The following is a 26,257-nucleotide window of genomic DNA, read 5'->3' as shown; positions in this document are numbered from 1 at the left end:
AATTCTTTTGTCTCTGAAAAGGTACAAGATCACGAACAGATCTCAGACTTTTTCTTCAGTCAATCGGACATCTACAAGAGGAGGATTTTTATGTTGAAATGGTTTAAACCCGCTCCGCATATCGACAGGCTCGATGATGCCAAAACAGACGAGACCTATAAACGGCTGCGGCTGCAAGTCTTTTTAGGGATCTTTATCGGGTATGCGGGCTACTATTTGCTGCGCAAAAATTTCGCCTTTGCCATCCCTTATTTACAGGAAGAAGGGTTCACGAAAAGTGAATTAGGCTTTGTGCTAGCGGCTGTCTCCATCGCTTATGGCTTTAGTAAATTCATCATGGGCATGATCTCGGACCGCTGTAACCCACGATACTTTTTAGCCACCGGACTCTTTCTATCAGCCCTTATTAATATCCTATTTGTCTCGTTTCCATGGGTGACATCAAGTGTATGGATCATGTTTTTATTCATGTTTTTAAACGGCTGGTTCCAAGGAATGGGGTGGCCTCCATGCGGACGTACGATGGCGCATTGGTTTTCGGTTAGTGAACGTGGAACGAAAATGTCCATTTGGAACGTCGCTCACAATATCGGCGGGGGTATCCTTGCACCACTCATCACGTTGGGTATTGTGTTGTTTGCGACTTGGAAAAGTATCTTTTTCTTCCCTGCCATCATTGCCATTATCGTCTCCTTCGTGATCATTCTTCTCGTACGGGATACCCCGCAATCCGCTGGTCTTCCGCCAATCGAGGAATATAGAAATGACTATCCGGCACAACAATATGAAGATCAAGAAAAAGAATTAACAGTGAAAGAGATTTTATTTAAATATGTACTCAACAATAAATTCCTTTGGTATATTGCCATTGCCAACGTCTTTGTGTACTTCGTCCGCTACGGTGTCGTTGACTGGGCGCCTACTTACTTAACGGAAGCAAAGGGGTTCTCACCAGAGCATTCACGCTGGTCTTATTTTCTTTATGAATATGCGGGCATTCCCGGTACATTATTGTGCGGGTGGATCAGTGACCGCTTCTTTAGAAGCCGGCGTGCACCAGCAGGCGTCCTCTTTATGGTTGGTGTTTTAATTGCCGTTGTCGTGTACTGGTTAAATCCTGCTGGCAATCCAATGGTCGATAACATTGCCCTGATCAGCATCGGGTTTTTGATTTACGGACCTGTCATGCTTATTGGACTTCAAGCCATTGATCTCGCCCCTAAAAAAGCCGCTGGCACTGCTGCCGGGCTTACAGGCTTCTTCGGCTATATTGGCGGCTCTGCCTTTGCCAATGCCATGATGGGCGTAGTCGTGGATCACTATGACTGGACAGGAGGCTTTATTTTACTGGTTGGTTCTTGTGTGCTTGCGATTGTCTTCCTGGCGATGACATGGAATACAGGAAAGCGTGTAGAGCAAGCTTAATGAAAATCACATAAAAGATTCATATCCGCCCAACATGCCCTTTACATCTATTTCTTATGATGAAGGCAGTTACCGTAAAAGGAGGATAAAATATGAAGAAAAGTAGATTACTTGCTTTCGTGTTACTCTCTTTTGCTTTACTGTCTTTTGCGTGGGTGCCGACCACCGTATCGGCACATGAAAATCTTTTATCTCCAGATCGTATCCTAACCGTAGCACATCGCGGAGCATCAGGGTATGCACCAGAGCATACCCTGGCTTCCTACAAGCTCGCCACAAAAATGAATGCAGATTACCTCGAACTCGACCTCCAAATGACAAAGGATGGACATCTCATCGTCATGCACGATGAAACCGTTGACCGGACGACAAACGGAACAGGCTGGGTCAAAGACCTCACACTTGCCGAAATCAAACAGCTCGATGCCGGCGCATGGTTTAACGACGCCAACCCCGACAAACAAAATGCCCACTATATTGGACAGCAAGTCCTCACATTAGATGAGGTGTTGCGCTATTTCGGCAAACGAGAGAATTATTATATTGAAACAAAAAAACCAGACCTTTATCCGCAAATGGAAGAGAAATTATTGGCCGCCTTAAAAAAACATCATCTTCTCGGAAAACATACTAGAAAAGGGCAGGTCATCATCCAATCCTTCAGTCAAGACAGCCTGCTAAAACTACAGAAACTAGCTCCGCATCTTCCAAAAGTCCAGCTATTAGACAGAGCCCAAATGACGTCCATCACAGACGATCAGCTCGGCTTCATCAAAACTTACGCAGTAGGTGTCGGACCAAATTTTAGAGCATTAACTCTTGAGAACGTGCAGCAGGTCAGAAGCCAAGGGCTCCTCCTTCACCCATATACAGTAAACAGCGAAGCAGACATGACCCGTCTTCTGCAATATGGCATCACCGGCCTTTTCACCAACTTTCCAGATGTCTTTCAGCGTGTAAAAGCCTCGCTGTAAACAACAAAAGCCTTGCGGTTCATTCATTCCGCAAGGCTTTCTATTATTTCACTGTTTGATCAGCTGATCCCGCTTGGATTGGTTTTCTTTTTCCAATTCCAAATGCATAAAAGCTAAGCGTCACTACAATCAAGAACACAATTCCCACAATGAGAGAAATGCGTGTATCCTGATTAAAGAACATAAACACAAGAACCATCAGTAAGAAACCGATTGTGACATAATTAGAAAGTGGCGCAAGCGGCATCTTGAATGGGTGCTGATCAAGCGCTGCACCCTTTGCCCTTCTGAAGCCGATGTGACTAATTAAAATCACAAACCAAGGCACCATACCAGGAAGAACACTCGCACTATACACATACACGAAAATATTTGGCGGAGAAACATAATTCAGGACAACTCCTACCGCTAGACCGATCAGCACAGCAAATGTCCCAAAATACGGTACACCGTTCTTTGAAATTTTTGTAAAGAAAGCTGGTGCCTGTCCATTCACACCTAATGTATAAAGCATACGTCCCGCACTGAAAATACCACTGTTACAGCCAGACATAGCTGCTGTAATGACAACAAAGTTAATAATACCTGCTGCCGCTGTAATTCCAATTTTCGCAAACGTCGCCACAAATGGACTGCCAAGAGTATTCAGCTGATCCCAAGGATACACCGTCACAATGACAAAGATCGCACCGATATAGAAAATCAAAATACGCCAGATGATACTTTTAATCGCATTTGTCAGCGTCTTTTGCGGATTTTGCGCCTCACCTGCTGTAATCCCAATCAGTTCTACCCCTTGATAGGCAGCAATAACAAGAGACAGCGCAAACAAGAATCCGCTAAATCGACCCGTAAAGAACCCGCCATGCGCCCAAAGGTTAGACAAACCAATCGCTGTTCCGCCATTTCCAAACCCAAAGAATATAATGCCTAAACCTGCAATGATCATCAAAATAATCGTCACAATCTTGATCATCGCAAACCAAAATTCAAACTCACCGAACGACTTAACAGAAACCAAATTGGCCGCGCCTAAAATGATCATCGCAATTAATCCTGGAATCCACGCCGGCAGCTCCGGGAACCAATATTTCATATAAGCGCCTACGGCAATAATTTCAGACATCCCGACAATGACCCACTGGAACCAGTTACTCCAAGCCGTCATATACCCCGCAAGCGGATGAATATATTGATGTCCAAATGTAGCAAATGAACCTGTACTCGGTTCAAGATATAACATTTCTCCCATCGCACGCATAATAAAAAAGATAAAGATGCCACACACTGCGTACGCCAGCAGAACCGATGGACCTGTCCATTGAATGGCCTTGGCTGACCCCATAAATAAGCCAACACCAATTGTGCCGCCAAGTGCGATCATTTGAATATGACGGGCACTTAACCCTCTCTTTAATTCCTTTTGAGCCACTTTTCTTCCCCCTCATCAACAAACAACATAAAAAACAAAAATCAGAATTTTCATTCTGATTGAGAAACATCAATCTTTCGATGTATATTATCATAATAAATCTACCCTTAAAAAACAATTGTTTTTTTGAGGAAAACACTTTTAACAAAATATTCTGACATAAAAAATGTTCAAATTATTTTATATTGATATACTGAATCGAAGACTGAAGATCGCTTCAAAGTAAATCACTTAACAGAAACTGCCCACCTCTTATGTCGATCTCGAAGGTCCTCTTTCCATTTTTATAAACCATTTTCTCCTTCTCATCAAAACAAGTAAAGTCATTTTGAAAAGCACCTGATCTTTTCTTCACATAACAAATAAATCCATCATTTTCCGGAATGGCCACTTTGACAGATGCTCCAGTTGAAGTAGATTTGAGTGAATGCAGCATAGTTGTAGAATGAATCTGTATCCTTCTACCTGTTGCCTTCAGATCAATATCTGCAAAAGCACCTAACATCTCCACTTTTGACGATGTGGCTCGCAATCTCAATATGTGTGTGATGAGCCGATGACTAGAAATAAGTCCACCAACTGTCTGTAAATGGAGGTGCTTGATTTCACCCGTTAACATCGACTTTCCAGAAATCAATTGGCAATGGACATCCTCCATCTTCAGCCCATCTAGGTGAAGATTTGCTCCTTTACAATGAATAGACATGGACTGTATTTGTTTTTTGGGGAGATAAATCTCCAAATCCGTTTTATGAAGGTGGAGTCCTAAGCTAAACGTTCTTTTTCTTCTATCTTGAATCATCAGCCTTCCTTCCCGTACCTGATGATGTAGTAAATACCGATGAGGAAAAGCGTGATTCGTGGTTTGATGAGTCAATAGATAAGGATGATCATGGTGGTGAATATGAACCTCTCCTAGCAGCCAGTCTAATGATAGTTCAAATACCGCTTCCTCAATTCGAACTGTATGCTCCACATGTCTCCCTCCTTTTCCCATCATGAATTACCTCGTTTGCCGCCGGCCAATGCTGCTCCACAATTCCAAGATCACAATGAAGACAGCTGCGATCATTACTCCTGACAGGACAAGATTCAATTGATCATTTCCATAGGTGGCTATCGATACGTTTCCCAAAACAGCACATAGAACAATCGCCGTCAGGACGGTGATAAAAATAGATTTCATCATCAACCCCACTCTCATCGCAATCATGCCAATCCCATTGACACAACAAGTAAACACAAGAAACGTTTTGATAAAATCAAAAAGGACATCAGCCGTCAGCGTATCATGAACAATCGGGAAGAACATTTCAGTAACACTAAACATAACAAAAGAGGGAGTGATACTACACATCATCGCAATCGTTGAAAAGCACAGCATCCAGATCATTTTAGAAAGGAGTAATGTGGTCAAATTCGCTGACTTGGATTGATGTTCCTTATATACAGTCATCACAACTCGCCAATACATCATAGCTGTTATGATAGAAAAAAAGATCATACATACTGTACTAGTTAACAAATAAATATTCGTATATTGCTGAAAACCCGGTTCTTGTTCAACCTGTGCAACAAACGCAACAAAATAGATCAATACTAGCAGCACAATACTTGCTATAAAACTAGCTTGAATGTAATGTTTCATATGACTTTTTCTTATCCCAAGTTTCATGAAGTGAAGCATAAAGCACCCTCCTATTACATGAATTTTTCTGTTTGTCTCTTTTCTGACCCTTTATGTTCCAGGCTGATCATACCCTCCAATTCCAGCATAATGCGCTGTCACCTTTTGTATAAATAGATCACTCACCACATCCACTCCAAGCCCTTTCATCATCTGTTGTAAAAAATGCAAACGCTGAACAGTGTCTTCTTGATCACGAACAAACAGCGTTGGATTCAGCCATATATTCACAAGAAGCATAAACACTTCTGCCACTTCACCAGGAAAAGCAGTCGTCATTGAACCATCTTCAATCCCTTCAAGAATGAGCCTTTTGATTTTAAGCGGATCCTGATTTACTCCTGCCTTCATCCCTTCAACCACAAATTGTGGGTTTTTGATCTGGTCAAGCAAGATCCCATCAATCGAATGAGACTGTGGATCTGCGACAAGCTGCTCTAAAATACGTTGCAGCTTCTCTTTCCCATGAGCTGCCTCCGTATGCGCAATCAGCTCCTCAAGCTTCTGCGTCGCATAACGAAACTGCCGATCCATCACGGCGCGTAATATTTCTTCCTTCGATTTAAAATGATGATAAATAGCACCCTTAGACATATTTAATTCATAGATAATATCCTGCAAGCTCGTCTTTTCGAATCCTTTTTCCTGAAACAACTTCGTCGACACGTCCAAAATCTGCTGGATCGTCTTTTCTGGATATTTATTTCTGGCCAAATGAAACGCCTCCTTTTACATACCGACCGTTGGTATGTATATTATATGCTTCATTATAAACTGTCAATACAGGTTTGTATAGAACAAAAAAGACCGCTCACACGGTCTTCTCCAGCTCAAATTGTAAATTCACAGGAACATCTGGCAGTGACGATGTCTCCACCATATTGGTCGTAGGTGTTCTCTCATCCACTTCCTCAAATCGAAAACCGTCAGCCCATACAGTTCCATGACCACTGAGCAGCACCCCAAAATGAATGGATTCACTCTGAGAAGGGATATCTAATACAATCGAATATTGATTCCATTCCGTAGAGCCTGTCACAGGTCGATTCTGCATATTATCAAACTGCATCATATCGCCCTTTCCATCATCCACCCGCATCCAAATTCCTGCAGAAGAAACATCTTCTGTTTTTAAGAAAGCAGAGAGCTTAAACCGTTTCCCCACATAGTCTTTCGCCTGAAACCCTTGCATCATCGTCGCAAACTGTCCATCTTGGACGCCCTCTTTAGATGATAAGACACCTGATTGCTTCCCAGTATGGAACACTGCTGTATCAACACCCATCTCATACATATGCGGATGTGAACCACTGAGCCCCCAGCCAGGCACTGCTTCATGTAATGTCATCGAACCTTCCTCCTTTTTCATTTGCATATCTCTCATCAATGTCCTGTACATTCCGGGAGGTAAAGAATAGAGATGCTTAAAAGCACGCGTAAAGGCTTCCTGCGATTGGAATTGCATCGTAAAAGCAATATCCAGAATCCCCTGATCCGTATACAAGAGAAGCTGCGCAGCTGTGGCTAACCTTCGTTTCCGCACATATTCTCCCATCGACAGTCCTGTTTCTTTTTTAAAAATACGGAGCAAATGAAAATGTGAATATCCCACTTTCTCAGGCACCTGCCTCAACGACAGCTCATCCATCAAATGCGACTCTAAATAGGAAATCACCTCTTGCGTGACTTGACTGTACACCATCTCCCTCACCTCTTCTTGATCATAAAACAAAACGACAAGCACGTTTTGATCAAAATTGCGATCATGATCAACATTGAATCGATTCCGCTGAAATTCTTCTTAGAACACTTTCCTTTGATAGATGGCAGTAGAAAGTCCCCAAGACATCAAATAGATCAACATAATCAGCACAACTGATCCGGTATATAGAATTGGAATTGATAAATTCATCACAAAATCAGTGATCACACTGAAATGCTCTACTAAAAAGGCCACAATCGGCGGTCCTATACGGGATAAAATGATAAACACAATGATCACTGCCATTGTGATATAGCCAGGCTTCAGGATATAAAACAAAGGAAATGTAAACGCTGCAAACAATAAAAACAGCCCACTGCCAAGTGCAATATCCGTCATCGTAAACAGCTTGCCAAAGCTAAATAATGCAGCACTTGTCAGCCCGATCGCGATAATCATATAAAAAATGGCGCCAAGATAACGTGATGCGATAATTTCTTTACGTGTATAGGGCAAGGAATTTAATAAGATATTCGTTTCTGCCTTCTCATCGTACGCATATGTGTTAAAAGGAATGAAGAAACTAGCGACTAGAAACGTCAATGCCGGATGCGCATCCATCATAATAAAAAATAGGATAAATGGCAGGAAAATCATCAGCTGCTTTTTCTGTAAAATCACATCACGTTTAATTAAATGAAACATGCTGCACCCCGCCTTTCAAGTAAAACATAATATCCTCCAGTGATGCCCGTTCCATGACAACAGCGTCCCCAAAAATATGATTCACTTCATCGATTCGATCTGTTAATGCTTCAAATCCTGCTGCTGTACGCTGAATATGGACAAAGGCCCTTTCTGTGTCTCGATCCAATAAATCCAGGCTTCCTTTCACCAGTGCATAATTCTCTGCTACATCATGAATCGACTGCTGAAAGACCAATTGCCCATTTTGAATAAACGCAATATAATCCGCTATCCGGTCTAAATCAGTCGTCATATGTGTTGAGAAAAATATCGTCCGATTCCCATCAATCATTAACTCTTGTAACGTGCTGAGCAGCTCTCTTCTAAATACCGGGTCTAAACCAGCAGTTGGTTCATCCATGATAATCAGTTCTGCATGATGCGACAGCGCAATCGCCAGTGAAGCCTTCATCTGCATCCCTTTTGAGAATGTTTTAATCGCTTTATGAAGCGGCAGGCCAAACTGTTCAATATATTGATAAAAAAGCCTGTCATCCCAGCGTTTATAAGCAGGTGCCACAATTCGTTTGATGTCCTTTAAGTTCAGCCCTGGAAAAAACACATTGGCATCGTAAACAAACCCGATCCGTTCCTTTATCTCTTTTTCATGCGTGTGATAATCTAGCCCAAAAATCTTCACCTCACCCGCATCCGGTTTTAACAAGTTCATGATGATTTTGATGGTGGTCGACTTACCGGCACCATTTTCCCCAATAAACCCTGTGACAAAGCCTTTCTTCACTTGCAAATCAAGACCCTGAATGGCAAAGTCCTTGAAACGTTTCGAAACCCCTTTGAATTCAATCACATGTTCCACCTATCTCACTCCTCATATAAGAACTTTAATAATTGCTGCAATTCATCAAAAGATAAGCCTAATTCTTTGCCGTTTGATACAACCGCTCCAAGCTGCTCCTCAATCACCTTCAATTTTTTTTCTCTCATGACTTCGACATTTTGCTCCGCAACAAATGACCCCTTGCCTACAATTGAATAAATAAATCCTGCTTTCTCTAACTCTTCATACGCTCGCTTTGTGGTGATGACGCTAATTTGTAAATCCTTCGCCAGCTTTCGAATAGACGGCAGAGCTGCACCTTCAGCAAGCTCACCCGTTAAAATCATTGATTTAATTTGATTCGTAATTTGCTCATAGATTGGCTCCTTAGAGTGGTTGGAAATCGTAATTTGCATATAAAAACCTCTTTTTTCATTGTATCTTGTAGCGGTGTTGAATCGCGAATATTGTATATATACTATATATACATTATATACACATTGAAAGAATATTCAACTATTTTTTAATGGAATTCAACTAAAAAGCCGCACAGCCCTTCAGCTATGCGGTCTTTACAATAAAACGATTTATCTCCAATACACCCATCTTCCCATGAGCCATTCCACAGGACCTCTTCTCCACTTTTTCAAATACAGATAGCTGATGAACAGCTGTGCTGTATAAAGCCCGACAGCGAGCAGCAGTCCAAACAATGAGCCTATCTGTCCAAATAAACCAAGTCCATACGAATAAAAAATCGTTGTACAAATAATCGATTGCGCTAAATAGTTAGATAGAGACAAACGGCCAAGTCCTGCAAGCAGACGCTTTAGGCCTTGGGCTGCCTTTGAATAGTAAAAAACAATAAACGCTTGAATATAACCGAGCGTCAGTACATAAGCACCTAACGTCATCACCATTTCACTCCAAGGGGCATCAATGAACGTCACACATTTTAGCGCGATCCCGATCAAAATCATCCATGCCCAGCCTTTACGGTAAGCCATCCCTCGATCTTCTTCAGTCAGATGCCCTCTTTTCCCAATTGCCATGCCAAGCAGTGCAAACGGACCAACCATTATCGTACCGAAAAGAAAGCCGAGTATCGGCATCAGCGTAATAGTCACGATCGCCATAATAATGGTGACAATCATCATATCGTCTTCAATCGTAATCCGGCTCAACAAAATATCGCCATATGCACCCTTTGCATACACATCATTTAATAAATCATCATTTCCATACACAAAATTCATCATGTAAGGTACGACCACTAATGACAAGGCACCTAATATTCCCGCCCATATAAGTGTTGTTTTCACCCTGCTGCCCATAAACATCATCAAGAAAAACGTACAAGCTCCATAATAAAGAAGAATATCACCATTCCAAATAAATATGTAATGAAGCATACCAAGCACAATCAGACCAAAGCCCCGTCGAATCACGATGGCATTCGTATTCAGCCCCTTCGACTGCGTTGATTCAATCAGCTTGACAAAAGAATATCCAAACAAAAATGAAAAAATCGGATAAAACGACCCCTGGAACAAAATCTCCGTCACATATACCCCAAACTCCTGTCCCCACAGGCTCGAATCAAACATTTTCTCAAAATCATAATCATATTGAAAATTAAGCATATTCACGATCAAAATACCTAATAAACTAAAACCACGTAAACTATCAATTAACTCAACCCTAGAACCCTTCAACACGACAGCTCCTTCAAAAAAAATAAAAATAAAGCATATTTATCCTACCACACTTTTTAAAAATTGGTTCATATCCCCATGTGAAAAGATACGTTTTAAGGTAAATTTAATAAAAAAACCTAGAATATACATTCTAGGTACAGATTGTTGACAAAGGGCTAAAATGAACTTTATTTTAGCCCTTTGTCTTCTTTTCAGCGTGATAGAAAACCTTTGCAGTCTAGGAAGGACGAGTACCGGAGCGGAGCGAATTTGAGATTCGTGAGCACCGGCACGCAGGACTGACACCGAATGCGAGGGTTTGTCTACACGCTGAGCCTAGAATATACATTCTAGGTAACATACTCATGAATGATGACCTTTTTCCTCTTTCCACAGCACACGCTTCAAATAAAACAAAATCCCCAATCCGAACAAAATCAACGCCAGCTCCCAGTCTGCTGAAATCGGTAACCATTTCAGCATCAAAAGAATCAGCAGGACAGCTCCGACACCTGCGTAAAAGACCACAGTTTTTTTAAATTCTTTGTTTGATTGAAACAAAACGCTCTCCTCCATAACCCCCAATTAAAATTGTTTTTCTAGCTTTTTCAATATTTTCTCCCAGCCGGCATCTCCCATTTTCCGATCTATTAATTGCCCATCTTTATCTATGAGGCAAAAGCTTGGTAATCCTTGAATCTTATATTTTGTGACAATATCATAATCTTGATCCAATATGATGGGAGCTGTCAGATTCTTTTCCTCTGCATATTTCGAAACAACACCTATCGATTTTTCTTCTTCCGTATATGGAACATGGACACAGGTTAAATGGATACCCAGCTGATCCACACGATGTAGAATGTGATCGGTTAATTCTTCACAATGAGGACAATTGACTGACCAAAAATAAAGAAGTAGATGTTGCCCTTCAGATAAACACTTCTGACCTGAAGGATGAATCCAAGGAAGATGCTCAGGCCATTTGAGTATTTGCGTTTCCACTATTCATCCCCCTTTTCTTTTAATTGAAAAGCGATAATTTTTCCTAATGCTTCCTCTGCAGCAAAAGGGGCCACATTCCCTGATGGATGTTCTTGTTCCTGTTTTAGGCACTCGTACATGTTTTTTTCGATTTTTGATGGGTCAATCCAAGAGATACACCAAGATGCCCAAAAACAAGTAGGTCCCTCATAACGTTTGGCCAATGGCAGAAGAAATGGCAAACTAGGCTGCCCAATTCTCATGAGTGAGATGGCAGCCGCCATTCTTGTCTCCTCTTCTTCACTTTCCAATAGCTTGGCAAGAGACTCAGCTGCGTCCCCTGCATCTGCTCCAAATTCACCAAGAACCGCTGCTGCAATATTCCGCAAAGAACCCTCTTCTTTTAAGGCTTCAACAAGCACTGGCACTGCCTCTTTTCCGGATTTTCTCAATTCCCCCATTGCTTGAACGATCGTTACTTCATTCGTATTGACCAAATGTTGAACCGATTGGGATAGCTTATCTTCTGGTTTCATGACAATCAACTCCTCTTTTTAATGAGACCCACGGCATCGATAACAAATCACATAAAATACAAATCCAGCAAATAAACATGTAATCGTTGTAAACCAGCCATCAGTGAACATATGAATACCAATGATGACCACAGCACTTATGACAGATACGAGGAGCAATGATCGATAATAGATGCCCAAAGAAAGACTCGCTTCTCGTCTTAGCGGCTGCGTAAAGGCAAAGAGCCGTATGGCCAAAAACCATATATAAACCCCTCCCCCATATAGGGCCCAATACAATACATCTTGAATCTCAAACAAGACAAGAGAAATAAAGTAGACCGCATACAACCAAAAGGTTTGAAACACTTCTAATAGAAGAATTTTTTGATATAAAGCGCCTGGTAAAAGATACAGCACTCCCGTTTGCGCGTGTCTTACAATCCCAGCGTAATATGAACTGAGTAGGACGGATGCACCAATGACCATAAAGAATAGATCCAACCAATCTGAAAAATAAGAAATGACGACATAGTAAGTACCTATTAATAGCATGGTAGATAACAGATGGAAGGTCACATACTTTTTCATCAACAATAATTCTAGCCAAAGAAAAGCCCAGATGCCCGTTAATACTGGAAGTCCCCACCACGTCTTGCCTTTCTTTGGACTCATTGGATTTGAATGAATTTGTTTCCCCTCAAATTCCTCCCAAAATGCTGCCTCCTTGACTAACGTCTCCTTCATCTCTAAACGATGACTGGCCCTGTACATCATCATTAACGACAGAATCATTACACCAAGAAAAATCAATAAAGAAAGGAATGAGAATTCTTCGATCATACGTCCAACTTGAAACATAAAAGAATCAGCGATTTTCATCAATGAGGACTGTTTCAACATCAATTGATTCAAAACGAGCAATGCAAAGCAGCAAAACAGCAATACAAAACCGAGTAAGAGCATCCGCTTGTATACTCGAATCGTTCTAGCACAAGACACCGCAATCATCCATGTTTCGGTCATACATAACAGCCCTGTCAGGATGAGTGATTTCCCGAGTAGAAAAGGGTACTGCTGCGTCATACAAAATAGAAGAATATCTGCAGCCACAGCAGAAACAATGAGGAGAGCCCCTCGCCAAAAAATGTGATACACCCATACACTCATCACAACCGTCCATAAGGCCGCACCATTTCCATATAACCAAATGATATCGTTCATCTGACTAGGCAGCCGATTCGAAAACAAGCCAAAGCCCGTATAAAGAACAAATAAACAGACAATGATCCATCCAGCTGCACTAGCATTCCAATCCCCCATACTTGAGACTGCGCTCAGCTGAAAACCAATTGCAGCAATGAAAAGCAGCAAGATCAGAAAGGGCATTTTCTTTTCTTGATTTTTACTGACCAAGCGCCTTTGGGATTTCATCCATAAAAGGGAGAGTGTGTTATTCACTAGACCACTCCCCCAGAAGTTGAATGACCTCTGCCCTCCACTTGATCTGTTCTTCCTTCAATTGAGGAACATCAATACTTTTCATGATGGCACCGTCTCGAATCAATATCACCCTGCTAGCCGTATCGAGAACAAACTCCAGACTATGAGTGGACACAAGAACCGAACCACCTTGGCGGCTTTTTTGTATCAGCCAATCCGACAGCCATTGTTTTGAAGGGATATCTAACCCTACAGTCGGTTCATCTAAAATAAAAAGGGAGGCATCTTGCACAATGGCCCCTGCTAGGACGACACGCTGTTTTTGGCCTCTTGAAAGCCTTCCGCACAGTTCGTTCATCTTCATTTCCATATGTACTTCTTTCAACGCTTCAAATACCTTTTCTTTGATTTGTTTTAAGCCTTTATGATAACCCCTTGCACGGAATTGAACATGTTCAGCAACCGTTAATTCTGGATACAAATATGGCTGATCAGGGATAAGAGCTACTTGCTTTTGGACATGGGAATGACCAGGAGGAAAACCCTCTATGAGAATCTTCCCTTGATCTGGTTGATATAGACCCGTTAAACATCGAATGGTTGTCGTTTTCCCCGCACCATTAGGGCCAAGCAGCGCCACAACCTCTCCTGCTTCGATGGAAAATGACAGATCCTCTATCCCATCACCATTGCTATATCGTTTGCTTACATTCTGAACCTCCATGAATGGCATCAAATCTCTCCTTTATATTAGAGTGATGTATGCTTATCTATGGTGTTTTTTAAGATGCAAAGTGAATGTAATTAGACCTATTCACCCTTTACCCTGATATTACCATATAGAGAATAACAAGGTAAGAGAATCGAGGTAATATATTCTATAAACATACTGAAAAATGAAGAAGCGTGCCAGAAATCAGTAAGTATAAGTTCTCGTCACCTTGAACGAGACATTCTGTTTTCAGCTTCGTGAGTTCCATCACATCTTTCATGATGAAAGCCCCGTTTTTCCGTACACAGCTCCATTTAAAATGAAAAACACCCTTGGGAGATTATACGGAACAGGCTAAAAAACCCTTTAGTTCTCCATATCCAAAGGGTACATCATGCTATAATTCTTGTTTTCTAAAAAGAAACCATCCAATGAGAAAAAAGAGAACAATCAACATCGATACACCTAAAAAACTTGTAAGCGCATGATCTGAATAGGTCCCTCGGTGGATCATTTCCTCTGCCGCACTTGTCATGCCTTTAGGTGCATACTTCCCCAGTGTGTCCTCATAAAATGGAGGTACTGTAAAAAGAATGAGATTGATCAAAAGAGAAACGCCGCCAGCAGTCACCGATCGCTGAAAGAAAGCCGAGGCACAAATGGTTGACACCACAATCAGCAGTAAGTTGGGGTAATACAGAAGTGTTCCTTTTAACACATTGACCCAGTCCACATGCCCAAATTGAATGTCCACATAATAAACAGAGGCCAGCACCGCCACCACCAAACTAAACAAGGTCAGACAGGCATAGGCGCATATTTTTGAAACATAATAACTCGTTCGACTGACCGGTTTCACCATAATCATCGAAGCGACCCCAGAGGCACGCTCTCCCGCGATCGTCCCCATCACGATCATAATCAAGATAAAAACGCCGAGCGAATCGAATTTGCTCAATGCACTTGCTAACGCCTCCCCAGCGCTTGGCTCTGGTATATAAAACGTTGCCCCTTCAGGTAAATTAGCTGATTTCGATAAAAGATCAGGCAGCATTTTCAGCGTAATAGGCTGCGTGATCATTAAAATCGTAAAAATGATTGGAACAAATAAGATTTTATAACTAGTGAATAACTCCCTAAATTCCTTTTTGAACATCATCATGAATTCACAACCTTCAAGAAAATATCTTCAAGCGTCAGCTTAGATAATCGATAATTGAGTAGAACACCGCCAGCTTCAGTGATGAGAGCAGGCAGCTCCTTCAATGCCGTTCGTTGATCTTTGACTCGCACCTGATAAGCCTCCCCTGTATCAATGCAATCCTCCACCCAATCCCGCTCTTTTAACAAAGCCACTAGCTCCGCATTCTGTTTTTCTAATTGAAATTCGATCACTGGCTGAATGTAGTCTTCTTTGATCTGTTTCATGGGAGAGGACATCTCAATTTCCCCACTGTTGATCATGATAATATGATCTGCCACCCGCTCAATGTCATCTAAAATATGGGTCGACATAAAGATCAACATCTCATGCTTTAGACGCTCAATCAATGTCAGAACGTCTTTTCTTCCCATGGGATCAAGTGCGGACACAGGTTCATCTAGGATGAGAACCTTCGGGCTGTTGATGAGTGCCTGCGCAATGGCGAGCCTCTGCTTCATGCCTCCGCTATAGCTGCCTATAGAACGATCCTTCGCCTCATAGATGCGGCAAAGCTTCAACAGCTCCTCTGTTTTGGAACGAATGATTTTTTTCTCTAAATGAAATAACCCGCCAACCCAATGCATCCACTCCTGTCCCGTCATATCCTGATAAAATGCAGGCTGCTGCGGACAGTACCCGATGACATGACTGATTTGATTCATATCTTTTGTCACATCCAAACCTGCCACCTTCACGACGCCAGACGTAGGGCGAGCAAGCCCCGTCAGAATCCGAATCGTCGTCGTCTTACCTGCTCCATTGGCTCCTAAAAACCCTACACACCCAACCTCCCCAACGGAAAACGATACATTTTTTAAAATTTCTTGCCGACCATACATTTTCGTCAGCCCATGACACTCCAGCATATTCAAGCGAATCCCCCCTACTAAGATTGTTTACGACCAAAAATGAAATACACAATAGGACCGGCACTCGCCACAAACACAATCACCAAAGCCCAAACCCACTTCACTTCTCCTCTGATCCTTGATGGATCTCTTTTCAGCAAATCAAACAAACCAATCACCATTAAAATGGCTTGCAGCAAAATGAGAGGTAATATCATTTTCATATCCATCCACGCCACTCCCTTTTTAAAACACCATTTTGTTTTGATATCACTTCTTTTGACGACATCAAGAATGGATTCGTTCAAATGAGTTTTATTTTTATTGGTCGAATGATCTATAAGAGGGTGTAAATGATATAAAAAAGCCCAGTGAAGGTGCGTTCACTGGGCTTTCTATTCATTTTAAAATTCTAAACATGGTTAGTTATGCATGCTCTTTCCTAAAAAGCTCTGAGTTTCTTTGAACGGCTTCAAGTCTAATCGTTATTTATGTGCTTATGCTCGTAAAATTTTTTCCATCGCTTTCCCTTTCGCTAACTCATCAATCATCTTATCCATATAACGAATGTTCTGCATAGTATCTTCTACAATGTCCTCCACTCGAACACCACAGATGATTCCTTTAATCAAGCTGCGAGAAGGATGAAGATCAGGGGCCTCAGCGAAAAAGGTTTCAAAGTCTGTCTGTTTAGCCAATTGTATCTGTAACTCTTCTTGACTGTACCCTGTCAACCAACAAATGATTTTATCGACTTCAGCTTTCGTTCGTCCCTTTCTCTCCGCCTTTGCTATATAGAGAGGATAGACTTTTGCAAAACTCATTGTGTAAATTTTGGGTTTGGTCATGTGTTATTCTCTCTTTCTTCATTAATTATTTATACTGCTTTGCCTCCGCAAGGTGTTACTCTCAACTCTCTCATTCATATCATGCCTATTCCTTTTATTTTCAAACCAATTTGGAATTCTATCTTTATTGAACATAGCACATTATCATCCATCGATGATATAAACCTTTGTTATTTTGCTTTTTATTTCCTTCATCTTTTTTTGAAATCCCTATATTTAAGAAATTGAACGATACAAAACCCAAGGAATACACCAATCGTCCTCTGCTTAGGTAGGACCGCCAATCAATAAATAAGAGCTAATAAACAATGCGACATAACCAATCAAGAAAAAACAATTCCCCATTTTTCCTTTTTTAAATATCGAATAAAAATGACATTCCCCCTCGAAAACGATCTATATTTTGTAAAGAAAGCAGCCTTCAAATACTGTAGCACATGAATAAACATCATCCCTTAATAAAAAATCATCGTGCTTTCAAATCTATATGATTCTAGTTCTTTTGACACAAAAATACCCCTTTAGAAAATGATATCTAAAGGGGTATCAAAAATCCGATTTTATTTAAAACCTACTCCACCGTCACACTCTTCGCAAGGTTACGTGGTTTATCCACATCACACCCGCGGTGAAGTGCTGCGTAGTAAGCGATCAGCTGTAATGGGACAACAGATGCAAGTGGTGCAAGTGCTGGGTGTACAGCTGGAAGGACGAAACGGTCGCCTTCGTCTTCTAGGCCTTTCAGTGAGATGACACATGGGTTTGCGCCGCGTGCAACGACTTCTTTGACGTTACCTCGAATGCTGAGGTTCACGTGCTCTTGCGTTGCAAGGGCAATGACCGGTGTGCCTTCTTCAATTAAAGCAATCGTGCCGTGTTTGAGTTCTCCGCCAGCAAATCCTTCTGCTTGGATGTAAGAGATCTCTTTTAGTTTTAGTGAACCTTCAAGGCACACATAGTAGTCAAGTCCTCTTCCGATAAAGAATGCGTTACGTGTCACTGTGAAGAAGTCACGAGCGATTTGTTCCATTTCATCCTTTTGATCGACAAGGGCTTCCATTGCATTTGCCACAATACCAAGCTCTTTCACAAGATCAAAGTCAAGAGATTGACCATTTAATTCAGCTGCAACGGATGCAAGGATCGCAAGAACAGCGATTTGTGCTGTGTAGGCTTTTGTTGAAGCTACTGCGATTTCTGGTCCTGCATGAAGAAGCAATGTGAAGTCCGCTTCACGAGATAGCGTAGAACCTGGTACGTTTGTGATTGTTAATGCTTTATGACCAAGCTCTTTGACTTGAACAAGTACAGCGCGGCTGTCCGCAGTCTCCCCAGATTGAGAAAGGAAGATGAACAATGGCTTTTTCGATAGAAGCGGCATGTTGTAAGAGAATTCACTTGCTACATGAACTTCTACAGGTACTTTCGCCCAGTTTTCAATATATTGTTTACCGACAAGACCTGCATGGTAGCTCGTTCCACAAGCCACAATGTAAATGCGGTCTGCTTCTGCTACTGCGCTTGCGATATCGCCAGCGACTGACAGCTTGCCGTTTTCGTCTTGATATTCTTGGATGATTTTGCGCATCACAAGCGGCTGTTCATCCGTTTCTTTTAACATGTAGTGAGGATATGTGCCTTTCTCGATGTCGCTTGCATCTAGCTCAGCGATATAAGAAGGACGTGTCATGATATCACCGTCAAGGTTTTTGATGATCACCTCGTCTTTTGTGACAATGACCATTTCTTTATCCATTAATTCCGCATATTCGTTTGTTACTTGAAGCATCGCCATTGCGTCAGACGCTACAACGTTGAAATCTTCGCCGAAACCAACCAATAATGGGCTTTTGTTTTTCGCCACATAGATTGTTTCTTTGTTTTCGTTATCGAAAAGGGCAATTGCGTAAGAGCCTTTTAGTTGAAGAAGCGTTTGACGGAAAGCTTCCTCTGTATCAAGACCTCTGCTTACAAATTGTTCGATGACTTGAACAACAACCTCTGTATCTGTGTCGCTTTTCAGTGTGACGTCTTGTAAATATTCGCGTGTCAATTGTACATAGTTCTCGATGACACCGTTATGAACAAGCGTAAAACGGCCAGAAGCACTTTGATGCGGATGCGCATTGAGATGACTTGGTACACCGTGTGTTGCCCAGCGTGTATGTCCAATTCCTGCTGTAGATGCCACGTTTACATCAACGACCTCACGAAGCTCAGCGATACGTCCTTTTTCTTTGAACACATGCACGCCTTCTTCGTTTGCCACAGCAATACCTGCTGAGTCATACCCGCGGTACTCAAGCTTCTCTAAGCCTTTTAATAAGATTTCTTTCGCATCATTCTGACCAATATAACCTACGATTCCACACATAAATATTCTTCCTCCCGATCACGTGAAAGGGACAAAGAAAGCCTACTAAAATAGAAGGGACATTTCTTCGTCCCTCTCTACATGTTTATTTTGGGAGATCATGTGTATTCCCTTTGTACAAAGAGTCACCTCTTTGCTTTAAAGAAACACTTACGGCTGTGATCTCTTTTGATCAGCCGGGAGGCATCCGCCGAAAATTCGATAACCTCCATCCTCGTCAACTAAGCATCTGTCGTCCGATCGCTTAGTTCGGGCGCTATCATTATAAGAGTTCCTGAACATCTACCCTGCCTTTCCAGCTAGAATAAAAATCCAATAACACAAGGATGATTGTACTATAAGGTCTGACCTCCGTCAATCACAATTTAGGGGTGATCCCTTTCATTTGAGAAAGCGAGACCTCCATACACTATATGCGATGAGGCTTGTCACGTTCTACAATTGATGTGCTCTCCTATGTATGAAGGCATTAGCAAGTTGCCCTCGCCTATATCATTCGTACAGTTCATTTCACTTATGACGATTATTCGAAAAAAAAGCAAACCGCTGCTTAGCGATTTGCTTTCATCTATTACTCAATACCCATTTCCTCTTTGACAACAGCCGTAATTCGAGCCACATATTCATCACACAGCTCTTTTGTTTTCGCCTCTGCCATCACACGTACAAGCGGCTCTGTTCCAGATGGACGAACAAGAATACGGCCGTCACCGTTCATCTCTTTTTCAACCTCTTGAATCACAGCTTTTACTTTTTCATTTTCTTCCACTTTATATTTATCAGACACCTTCACATTCACTAGAAGCTGCGGGAACTTCTCCATTTCAGCCGCAAGCTCTGATAATGTTTTTCCTGTCGCTTTTAGCGTATTCACAAGCATGATGGCAGAAAGCATGCCGTCACCTGTCGTATTGTAATCAAGGAAAATCAAGTGGCCTGATTGCTCGCCGCCGACATTATAGCCGTCCTTTTTCATCGCTTCGACCACATAGCGGTCACCAACAGCGGTTTGGATGCTCTTAATGCCTTGTTTCTCCAGCGCTTTATAGAAGCCGAGGTTACTCATGACTGTTGACACGACTGTATCATCCTTTAACCGGCCTTCACTCTTCAAATAACGTGCACATATGTACATAATTTGATCGCCGTCTACGATATCACCTTTTTCATCGACTGCAATTAAACGGTCACCGTCACCATCAAACGCAAGACCAATATCCGCACCCTTTTCCTTTACAAAAGCAGAAAGTGCCTCTGGATGAGTTGAGCCGACGCCATCATTGATATTCAAGCCGTTTGGTGATGTTCCCATTGTGGACACATCTGCATCTAAATCAGCAAATAAATGTGTCGCAAGAGAAGATGTTGCACCATGTGCACAGTCAAGGGCCACGTGAATGCCTGTGAAATCCTCATCTGCTGTCTGCTTCAAGAATTGCAAGTATTTCTGACCACCTTCAAAGTAGTCATTCATCGTTCCAAGATCGGCTCCAACTGGACGTGGTAATTGATCGACTGGCTGATCCATTAGCTGCTCAATTTCGTTCTCCTGTTCATCTGACAGTTTAAAGCCGTCGCCGCCGAAGAATTTAATCCCGTTATCCTGAACTGGATTGTGAGAAGCAGAAATCATGACACCTGCTTCTGCATCCATTGCCTTCGTTAAATAGGACACGCCAGGTGTTGAGATCACACCTAAACGCATCACTTCAGCCCCAATTGAAAGCAAGCCTGCAACGAGTGCTCCTTCTAGCATATGACCAGATACACGTGTGTCTCGTCCAACGAGTACCTTTGGACGTTCTTTATCCTTCGTGAGGACATAGCCGCCAAATCTCCCAATTTTAAATGCGAGCTCTGGCGTTAATTCGCTATTAGCCACACCCCTTACACCATCAGTTCCAAAGTACTTGCCCATGTTTCAATCGCTCCTTTTTTACCATTCAAGAGGGCTCTGTGTCCTCTTTTTTATCTTCTTTCATCCGCTGTCTCTGAATTGATTCCTTCTTTGCTTTATCTTGTGTCGATTCATCTTTTCTCTTCTTTTCCTGATCATCGTCATCAGACGATCGATCCTTTCGATCATTCGTAGAAGCCGGCTGATCTTCCGTGTCAGTAGAGGTAAGTTTCACCTTGACCTTTGATCTCGTTAATGCCCACGTCACGTTTTGAGGACCATTCACTTGCACTTTGACCTCATGTGTTCCTTCGTTCAAGTCCCCCACATTGATATAGGCTTCAATATCTGAAGCCTTTAGTTTATCAATCGCACTCTTTGATCCCTTTGCTGTTAACGTGAGCCGCCCAGAAGACGGGCTCACAAAATCAGAGGTGAGATCCTTGCTCAGACCCACGACAGAGATTGGTACATTATCGATCTTTTTTTCTTCAGCTGTTGCAACCTTCACTTTGATCTTAACGGTTTCAGGCGACACCTTTTTCACACCATCTGGCAGGGGAATGTCGGCATCAATCTCCGTATCATCTTTGATTTTGCTTAGGTCCAGCTTAACGCCATCAATAAAATCAAGTGCATCTAGCACCTTTTGAGAGCCGTACACTGTGACCTCACTCGGACTTGTCTCAATGCTTGAAATACTGATCCCATCCGGTAAGCTGCCCGTCCGCTCAATTTTAAACGGGACCTTCTTGCTTGGACTCGTGATTGGGACCGTAATATCCACCACTGACGGACTCACTTCGACTGGCAGCTCGTTCCCACTGCTGTCATACACAGTGAGCTTCGCTTCTTTTTCAATCTGTTGATCTACATCCTCTAAGTTCACAAATGCTTTAATGACAGAAATTTTGTCGATTACATCCTTTGAGCCAGTGACAGTCACCTTTTTCGGATTCACAATGGGCTGTTCGGGTGAATAGCCGTCTTTGATTTTATTTTGATTATAAAATTCTGTTTCAACAGGAAATTCAGCTGTCGTTTTTTCTTGTATCGTCACAGTCGTCACAGACGGATTAATTGATAATGTGATTCCCTTTGATACATCTCTTGCCTTCAGCTCCACTTTATGTGTGCCTGTCGTTAAGTTTTGCATATCTGCATAAATTTCAAAATTCTTTGTTTGTCTTGCTGTTTTCACAGCACTTGTTGATCCCTTAATAGTGACATTGACTGTCTGCGGTACACCAGTGACGACGTACTTCTCGTCATCATAATACGCTTTAACAGGAATGTCGGTTAAGGTTGCTTCATCTGTCGTCGATGTTGGGAAAAAGGATTCACCGATTTTTTTCGGCGTGGGCGCTTGCGCTGAATTGACTGCACCATACAGCAATAAAGCGAAGACCAATGCAAGAAACTTTACGGCCCAGCGATTATTCAAAATCTTATCCATTTTTCTTGCCCCTCCAATACCATTTGGTCGAGGAAGCATCTTTGCTGTTCTTACTAAATTCAGCAATCAGCATTTCTTCAAGCGCTTCTTCAGTCAATTCTCGATGGAGATCACCATTTCTTGCGACACTTATGCCGCCTGTCTCCTCAGAGACGATGACGGTTAAGCTGTCTGTCACTTCACTAATACCAACTGCCGCCCGGTGGCGCGTTCCGAGTTCCTTAGAGATAAAAGGACTTTCTGACAGCGGTAAATAACAAGCTGCAGCTGCAATCTCATCACTCTTCATAATGACAGCACCGTCATGAAGCGGGGTATTCGGAATGAAAATATTAATCAGCAGCTCAGAACTCACCTTTGCATTCAAAGGAATTCCTGTCTCTATGTAATCATTCATCCCAGTATCGCGCTCAATTGTCAGCAGCGCTCCTATTCTGCGTTTTGCCATATAGTTAATTGCTTTTGTAATTGCCTCGATCGTTTTCTGCTGCTGTTCCTCTACAGGTGTCCCGCTTCTTGAGAAGAAACGGCCGCGCCCGAGCTGCTCAAGCGCTCTCCTTAGCTCTGGCTGAAAAATAATAATGATCGCAAGGAAACCCCACGTAATCGCTTGGTCCATCAGCCATTGAAGTGTGTTAAGACCGAGATACGCACTTCCCATCCTGACGAGAACAATGACCACAATTCCCTTTAAAAGCTGAACCGCTTTTGTTCCGCGGATGACCATCATTAATTTATATATCACATACCAAACAACGAGTATATCAACAGCATTACCGAGGTACTGCAAAAAAGGAATATCCCCTAAAGCCATTTCCTCGTCCTCCAGAATTTTCAAGTTTCTTCGTGTGATGCATTTTTTTATAAAAAAAGCCTATGTGTAAATACATAGCGAGGCTATTATACCACATTTTATTTCAGCAAGGAAAATAGTTGCCATATATAGCTGGCTGTCTAGTATGCGTGAATCTGAGCAATGATATAGAAAAAGAGCAGCCCCTAAGAGACTGCTCCATGCTGTTTGATTTACTTTTACTCCTCTGGCCCAATGACCCGCATCACGTTTTGTGCTGTGGATTTCATTTTGTACCAGATCCAATCAAACACTTCATTAATTTCATTGATTTGACCAGTGACTTGTCCGGCAGAAGCAGTCAGCTGTTCCCCATTGACGACTGTGACATTTCCATCAACCTTGCCTTCTACAATCAGCTTGCCATTTTTGACAGTGACATCACCTTTGACGGTTTCCCCTTTAGGTACGGTCACTGTATCATTTTCAACCACGAGATTCGGCTGCTTTGACACACTGAAATTATGATCAGTATTCCAGCTTGTAAACAGACTGCCTCCCATCAAAATGAGAAAGAGGGCAGCGGCTACGATCAGCGGGTGAGCTTTGATCCATCTTTGAACCGAGACACGCTTTTTCTCCTTTGGAAGACCTGCCATCACCTTTGCAGTGAAATCAGAAGGTGCTTCTATATGAGATGTACTCTGCACTAGCGCAATGGATTTCTCAATTTGTTGAAAATGAGTACGGCACTCCTCACACGATTGCAGATGGCTTTTTAATTCTTTTTCGTCTTGGGGCTCAATGTCCCCGTCTAAATACTGATGCATAAGCAGGACGATTTTTTCCTGACAGCTCATCAAAATCACCTCACTCAAAGGTCTCTCAACTGTTTCCGGAGAGCCTCTCTACCCCTGTGTATTCTCGTTTTCACTGTACCAACTGGTATATTCAGAATCTCACTAATTTCTTTTAACGAGAGTTCATCAATATACTTTAATACGATGACTGAACGATATTTATCGGGTAATCTTAGAATTTTTTGCTGAATGGTACTCGATAACTCAAGAGACACCACCTCATCCTCTGGCAAAATGCCATCAGCAGCAATTTGAGAATACATATTCAGTCCTTCTGTTCCTGCCACCTCTGCATCTAAATAATAATCCGGCTTTTTTTTGCGAATACGGTCGATGGTCAGGTTGGTTGCAATGCGGTACAGCCACGTGGAAAACTTACGATTCACATCAAAGCTCTCAATATTCACATAGGCACGAATAAACGCCTCCTGCGCAATATCCTCTGCTTCGTGTGCATTCCCAAGCATACGGTAGCACAACTGATAAATTTTGTCTTTATACAGGTCTACGATGTCTGTAAATGCGTTCTGGTCGCCTTTTTTCACTTGCTTAATTCTCTTTTTGATCATTGTGTCCATAGTATATTCAACCTCTGCCTTCACCGGTCTTTATGTATACGAACCTCTTTCCAAAAGGTTTCATTCTCCTCTAAAAAATAGTGTAACAAATTTTTGACAGCGTGTTACGCTTATTAGCCAGTAAAAACCTTAATATATCCTTAAATTTCCCCAAAATAAAAAAAACGGGAACAAGTCCCGCTCTACAATAACTTTTCACCCATTAAAGAACCAATTAAAGCAACAGCCGCTTCTGCTGTTTTATTTTTCTCATCTAATACTGGATTTACCTCCACAAATTCGGCTGAAGTTAAAATACCTGCTTCCTCTAAAAGCTCCATTGCAAGGTGACTCTCACGATAACTAATGCCGCCTGCCACAGGAGTTCCTACACCCGGGCATTCCGCTGGATCTAGCCCATCTAAATCAAGTGATAGGTGGACACCATCTGTTCTTTCCTTTAAATACAAAATTGCTTCCTCCATCACCCTTGTCATCCCTAAACGATCAATTTCATGCATCGTATACACCTTCATACCTTTTTCTCTAATCAACTGCCGCTCTCCTTCATCTAAGGAACGAGCACCAATTAATACGACATTTTCGGGTTTCAATTTAGGAGAATAACCACCAATGTTCGTTAAATCAACATGCCCAAGGCCAAGACTGACAGCAAGCGGCATGCCATGAATATTTCCAGAAGGAGAAGTTTCCTCCGTATTTAAATCACCGTGTGCATCATACCAAATGACACCCAAGTTTTCATAGTGCTTAGCTACACCGGCAAGTGTGCCAATCGCAATGCTGTGATCACCGCCTAAAATCAGTGGAAACGAACCTGACTGCACAATACTGTCAACCTTTTCAGCAAGCAGCTGATTGGCACCAGCATTCTCCGTTAGATTTTTTAATTTTTCACTTGTATATAAACCTTTCTCATCGTCCCTTTGCTCGACTGGAATATCCCCGAGATCCTCCACATCAAATGAGAGCGATTCCAATTTTTCTTTTACGCCAGCACATCGAATCGCACTCGGCCCCATATCGACGCCCCTTCTCGTTTGACCCAAGTCCATCGGAACCCCGACAATCGTGACCCTCTTTTGATCTCCCATATGTACATCCCCTTTCTGTCATGCCTATATTTTACTTTCTCGATGCCTCCTGACTCAACTCGACAACATTTTGAATAGTTATACATTCCCTCTGCTAACATAAAAAAAAGACACCTTTTTCAAAAAGGTGTCCAGGCTGTCGAGAAAATCTCGACAGCTTTATTTTTTTCCTTAAAATTTACATCTCCTCATTTTATAATAGAGAAAAA

The 26,257-nt window shown here is 42.1% G+C and carries 27 protein-coding genes; 2 read left to right on the top strand and 25 right to left on the bottom strand.

Going from position 1 to position 26,257, the window contains the following annotated elements; translation table 11 throughout:
* Positions 1–90: 90 nt before the first annotated feature.
* The gene (glpT, locus tag R0K30_RS18575; protein ID WP_099726211.1) at positions 91–1,425 is read left to right on the top strand and encodes a glycerol-3-phosphate transporter; all 1,335 of its coding nucleotides are present in this window, start codon (positions 91–93) and stop codon (positions 1,423–1,425) included.
* 92 nt (positions 1,426–1,517) lie between these two features.
* Positions 1,518–2,399: a glycerophosphodiester phosphodiesterase gene (locus tag R0K30_RS18570; protein ID WP_230031207.1), complete on the top strand. Its 882-nt coding sequence runs from the start codon at positions 1,518–1,520 to the stop codon at positions 2,397–2,399.
* Between the two features lie 43 nt (positions 2,400–2,442).
* Here the strand turns inward: R0K30_RS18570 and R0K30_RS18565 are convergent, their stop codons facing one another.
* The 25 genes from R0K30_RS18565 to rocF form a co-directional block, all read right to left on the bottom strand.
* Positions 2,443–3,831 carry an amino acid permease gene (locus R0K30_RS18565; protein ID WP_410612202.1) on the bottom strand — a complete coding sequence of 463 codons (1,389 nt, stop codon included), beginning with the start codon at positions 3,829–3,831 and terminating at the stop codon, positions 2,443–2,445.
* Between the two features lie 217 nt (positions 3,832–4,048).
* Positions 4,049–4,807 (bottom strand): DUF4097 family beta strand repeat-containing protein, encoded by a 759-nt coding sequence (locus tag R0K30_RS18560; RefSeq protein WP_410612200.1) that lies wholly within the window; start codon positions 4,805–4,807, stop codon positions 4,049–4,051.
* Between the two features lie 27 nt (positions 4,808–4,834).
* Positions 4,835–5,518: a bacitracin ABC transporter permease gene (locus tag R0K30_RS18555; RefSeq protein WP_410612198.1), complete on the bottom strand. Its 684-nt coding sequence runs from the start codon at positions 5,516–5,518 to the stop codon at positions 4,835–4,837.
* A 51-nt stretch (positions 5,519–5,569) separates the two neighbouring features.
* Positions 5,570–6,202 (bottom strand): TetR/AcrR family transcriptional regulator, encoded by a 633-nt coding sequence (locus tag R0K30_RS18550; RefSeq protein WP_410612229.1) that lies wholly within the window; start codon positions 6,200–6,202, stop codon positions 5,570–5,572.
* A gap of 127 nt (positions 6,203–6,329) precedes the next feature.
* Positions 6,330–7,220: a helix-turn-helix domain-containing protein gene (locus tag R0K30_RS18545; RefSeq protein WP_230031203.1), complete on the bottom strand. Its 891-nt coding sequence runs from the start codon at positions 7,218–7,220 to the stop codon at positions 6,330–6,332.
* A gap of 99 nt (positions 7,221–7,319) precedes the next feature.
* The gene (locus tag R0K30_RS18540) at positions 7,320–7,925 is read right to left on the bottom strand and encodes an ABC-2 transporter permease (RefSeq protein WP_230031202.1); all 606 of its coding nucleotides are present in this window, start codon (positions 7,923–7,925) and stop codon (positions 7,320–7,322) included.
* Positions 7,909–8,784, bottom strand: coding sequence for an ABC transporter ATP-binding protein (locus tag R0K30_RS18535; RefSeq protein WP_099726217.1), 876 nt, complete (start codon positions 8,782–8,784; stop codon positions 7,909–7,911). The genes R0K30_RS18540 and R0K30_RS18535 overlap by 17 nt, the downstream gene beginning before the upstream one ends.
* A gap of 5 nt (positions 8,785–8,789) precedes the next feature.
* Positions 8,790–9,161, bottom strand: a complete 372-nt coding sequence (locus R0K30_RS18530) for a GntR family transcriptional regulator (RefSeq protein ID WP_099726218.1) — start codon at positions 9,159–9,161, stop codon at positions 8,790–8,792.
* A 171-nt stretch (positions 9,162–9,332) separates the two neighbouring features.
* Entirely contained in the window at positions 9,333–10,460 is a 1,128-nt protein-coding gene (locus R0K30_RS18525) for a DUF418 domain-containing protein (RefSeq protein WP_099726219.1), read from the bottom strand.
* A gap of 345 nt (positions 10,461–10,805) precedes the next feature.
* A complete protein-coding gene (locus tag R0K30_RS18520) occupies positions 10,806–11,003 on the bottom strand; it encodes a hypothetical protein (RefSeq protein WP_410612194.1) in 198 nt (65 codons plus the stop codon).
* A gap of 24 nt (positions 11,004–11,027) precedes the next feature.
* Positions 11,028–11,447: a TlpA family protein disulfide reductase gene (locus R0K30_RS18515; RefSeq protein WP_410612192.1), complete on the bottom strand. Its 420-nt coding sequence runs from the start codon at positions 11,445–11,447 to the stop codon at positions 11,028–11,030.
* Positions 11,447–11,962 (bottom strand): HEAT repeat domain-containing protein, encoded by a 516-nt coding sequence (locus R0K30_RS18510; protein ID WP_099726222.1) that lies wholly within the window; start codon positions 11,960–11,962, stop codon positions 11,447–11,449. The genes R0K30_RS18515 and R0K30_RS18510 overlap by 1 nt, the downstream gene beginning before the upstream one ends.
* 18 nt (positions 11,963–11,980) lie before the next feature.
* Positions 11,981–13,402, bottom strand: a complete 1,422-nt coding sequence (gene skfF / locus R0K30_RS18505; protein WP_256499231.1) for a sporulation killing factor system integral membrane protein — start codon at positions 13,400–13,402, stop codon at positions 11,981–11,983.
* A complete protein-coding gene (locus R0K30_RS18500) occupies positions 13,395–14,117 on the bottom strand; it encodes an ABC transporter ATP-binding protein (RefSeq protein ID WP_410612189.1) in 723 nt (240 codons plus the stop codon). Before R0K30_RS18500 ends, skfF begins: the two co-directional genes overlap by 8 nt.
* Before the next feature lie 376 nt (positions 14,118–14,493).
* Entirely contained in the window at positions 14,494–15,258 is a 765-nt protein-coding gene (locus R0K30_RS18495; RefSeq protein WP_410612187.1) for an ABC transporter permease, read from the bottom strand.
* Entirely contained in the window at positions 15,255–16,172 is a 918-nt protein-coding gene (locus R0K30_RS18490) for an ABC transporter ATP-binding protein (RefSeq protein ID WP_410612185.1), read from the bottom strand. Before R0K30_RS18490 ends, R0K30_RS18495 begins: the two co-directional genes overlap by 4 nt.
* A gap of 14 nt (positions 16,173–16,186) precedes the next feature.
* Positions 16,187–16,378: a PLD nuclease N-terminal domain-containing protein gene (locus R0K30_RS18485; protein ID WP_039176060.1), complete on the bottom strand. Its 192-nt coding sequence runs from the start codon at positions 16,376–16,378 to the stop codon at positions 16,187–16,189.
* A gap of 267 nt (positions 16,379–16,645) precedes the next feature.
* A complete protein-coding gene (locus R0K30_RS18480; protein ID WP_410612183.1) occupies positions 16,646–16,996 on the bottom strand; it encodes a DUF2200 domain-containing protein in 351 nt (116 codons plus the stop codon).
* A 571-nt stretch (positions 16,997–17,567) separates the two neighbouring features.
* Complete coding sequence (gene glmS / locus R0K30_RS18475) at positions 17,568–19,370, bottom strand: glutamine--fructose-6-phosphate transaminase (isomerizing) (RefSeq protein ID WP_099726234.1); 1,803 nt, start codon at positions 19,368–19,370, stop codon at positions 17,568–17,570.
* Positions 19,371–19,941: 571 nt separating this feature from the next.
* The gene (gene glmM / locus R0K30_RS18470; RefSeq protein WP_099726235.1) at positions 19,942–21,288 is read right to left on the bottom strand and encodes a phosphoglucosamine mutase; all 1,347 of its coding nucleotides are present in this window, start codon (positions 21,286–21,288) and stop codon (positions 19,942–19,944) included.
* A gap of 25 nt (positions 21,289–21,313) precedes the next feature.
* Positions 21,314–22,723: a CdaR family protein gene (locus R0K30_RS18465; RefSeq protein WP_249704806.1), complete on the bottom strand. Its 1,410-nt coding sequence runs from the start codon at positions 22,721–22,723 to the stop codon at positions 21,314–21,316.
* Positions 22,716–23,537 (bottom strand): diadenylate cyclase CdaA, encoded by an 822-nt coding sequence (cdaA, locus tag R0K30_RS18460; protein ID WP_099726237.1) that lies wholly within the window; start codon positions 23,535–23,537, stop codon positions 22,716–22,718. Before cdaA ends, R0K30_RS18465 begins: the two co-directional genes overlap by 8 nt.
* 218 nt (positions 23,538–23,755) lie before the next feature.
* A complete protein-coding gene (rsiW, locus tag R0K30_RS18455) occupies positions 23,756–24,376 on the bottom strand; it encodes an anti-sigma-W factor RsiW (RefSeq protein ID WP_099726238.1) in 621 nt (206 codons plus the stop codon).
* A gap of 14 nt (positions 24,377–24,390) precedes the next feature.
* Entirely contained in the window at positions 24,391–24,954 is a 564-nt protein-coding gene (sigW, locus tag R0K30_RS18450) for an RNA polymerase sigma factor SigW (protein WP_034324045.1), read from the bottom strand.
* A gap of 182 nt (positions 24,955–25,136) precedes the next feature.
* A complete protein-coding gene (gene rocF / locus R0K30_RS18445) occupies positions 25,137–26,048 on the bottom strand; it encodes an arginase (protein WP_410612178.1) in 912 nt (303 codons plus the stop codon).
* Positions 26,049–26,257: the final 209 nt, after the last annotated feature.

The sequence above is a fragment of the Bacillus sp. SIMBA_154 genome (assembly GCF_046536015.1).
Classification (GTDB): domain Bacteria; phylum Bacillota; class Bacilli; order Bacillales; family Bacillaceae; genus Bacillus; species Bacillus pumilus_P.
The sequence above is the reverse complement of the archived record's forward strand: the minus strand, read 5'-3'. Positions and strand labels throughout refer to the sequence as shown.

Excerpts from the sequence above, each read along its gene's own strand:
- glpT (WP_099726211.1), top strand. The coding sequence starts at position 91 with ATGTTGAAATGGTTTAAACCCGCTCCGCATATCGACAGGCTCGATGAT.
- R0K30_RS18570 (WP_230031207.1), top strand. The coding sequence starts at position 1,518 with ATGAAGAAAAGTAGATTACTTGCTTTCGTGTTACTCTCTTTTGCTTTA.
- R0K30_RS18555 (WP_410612198.1), bottom strand. The coding sequence starts at position 5,518 with ATGCTTCACTTCATGAAACTTGGGATAAGAAAAAGTCATATGAAACAT.
- R0K30_RS18545 (WP_230031203.1), bottom strand. The coding sequence starts at position 7,220 with ATGGTGTACAGTCAAGTCACGCAAGAGGTGATTTCCTATTTAGAGTCG.
- R0K30_RS18540 (WP_230031202.1), bottom strand. The coding sequence starts at position 7,925 with ATGTTTCATTTAATTAAACGTGATGTGATTTTACAGAAAAAGCAGCTG.
- R0K30_RS18530 (WP_099726218.1), bottom strand. The coding sequence starts at position 9,161 with ATGCAAATTACGATTTCCAACCACTCTAAGGAGCCAATCTATGAGCAA.
- R0K30_RS18510 (WP_099726222.1), bottom strand. The coding sequence starts at position 11,962 with ATGAAACCAGAAGATAAGCTATCCCAATCGGTTCAACATTTGGTCAAT.
- R0K30_RS18500 (WP_410612189.1), bottom strand. The coding sequence starts at position 14,117 with ATGCCATTCATGGAGGTTCAGAATGTAAGCAAACGATATAGCAATGGT.
- R0K30_RS18495 (WP_410612187.1), bottom strand. The coding sequence starts at position 15,258 with ATGATGATGTTCAAAAAGGAATTTAGGGAGTTATTCACTAGTTATAAA.
- R0K30_RS18485 (WP_039176060.1), bottom strand. The coding sequence starts at position 16,378 with ATGGATATGAAAATGATATTACCTCTCATTTTGCTGCAAGCCATTTTA.
- R0K30_RS18480 (WP_410612183.1), bottom strand. The coding sequence starts at position 16,996 with ATGACCAAACCCAAAATTTACACAATGAGTTTTGCAAAAGTCTATCCT.
- glmS (WP_099726234.1), bottom strand. The coding sequence starts at position 19,370 with ATGTGTGGAATCGTAGGTTATATTGGTCAGAATGATGCGAAAGAAATC.
- glmM (WP_099726235.1), bottom strand. The coding sequence starts at position 21,288 with ATGGGCAAGTACTTTGGAACTGATGGTGTAAGGGGTGTGGCTAATAGC.
- R0K30_RS18465 (WP_249704806.1), bottom strand. The coding sequence starts at position 22,723 with ATGGATAAGATTTTGAATAATCGCTGGGCCGTAAAGTTTCTTGCATTG.
- cdaA (WP_099726237.1), bottom strand. The coding sequence starts at position 23,537 with ATGGCTTTAGGGGATATTCCTTTTTTGCAGTACCTCGGTAATGCTGTT.
- rsiW (WP_099726238.1), bottom strand. The coding sequence starts at position 24,376 with ATGAGCTGTCAGGAAAAAATCGTCCTGCTTATGCATCAGTATTTAGAC.
- sigW (WP_034324045.1), bottom strand. The coding sequence starts at position 24,954 with ATGGACACAATGATCAAAAAGAGAATTAAGCAAGTGAAAAAAGGCGAC.
- rocF (WP_410612178.1), bottom strand. The coding sequence starts at position 26,048 with ATGGGAGATCAAAAGAGGGTCACGATTGTCGGGGTTCCGATGGACTTG.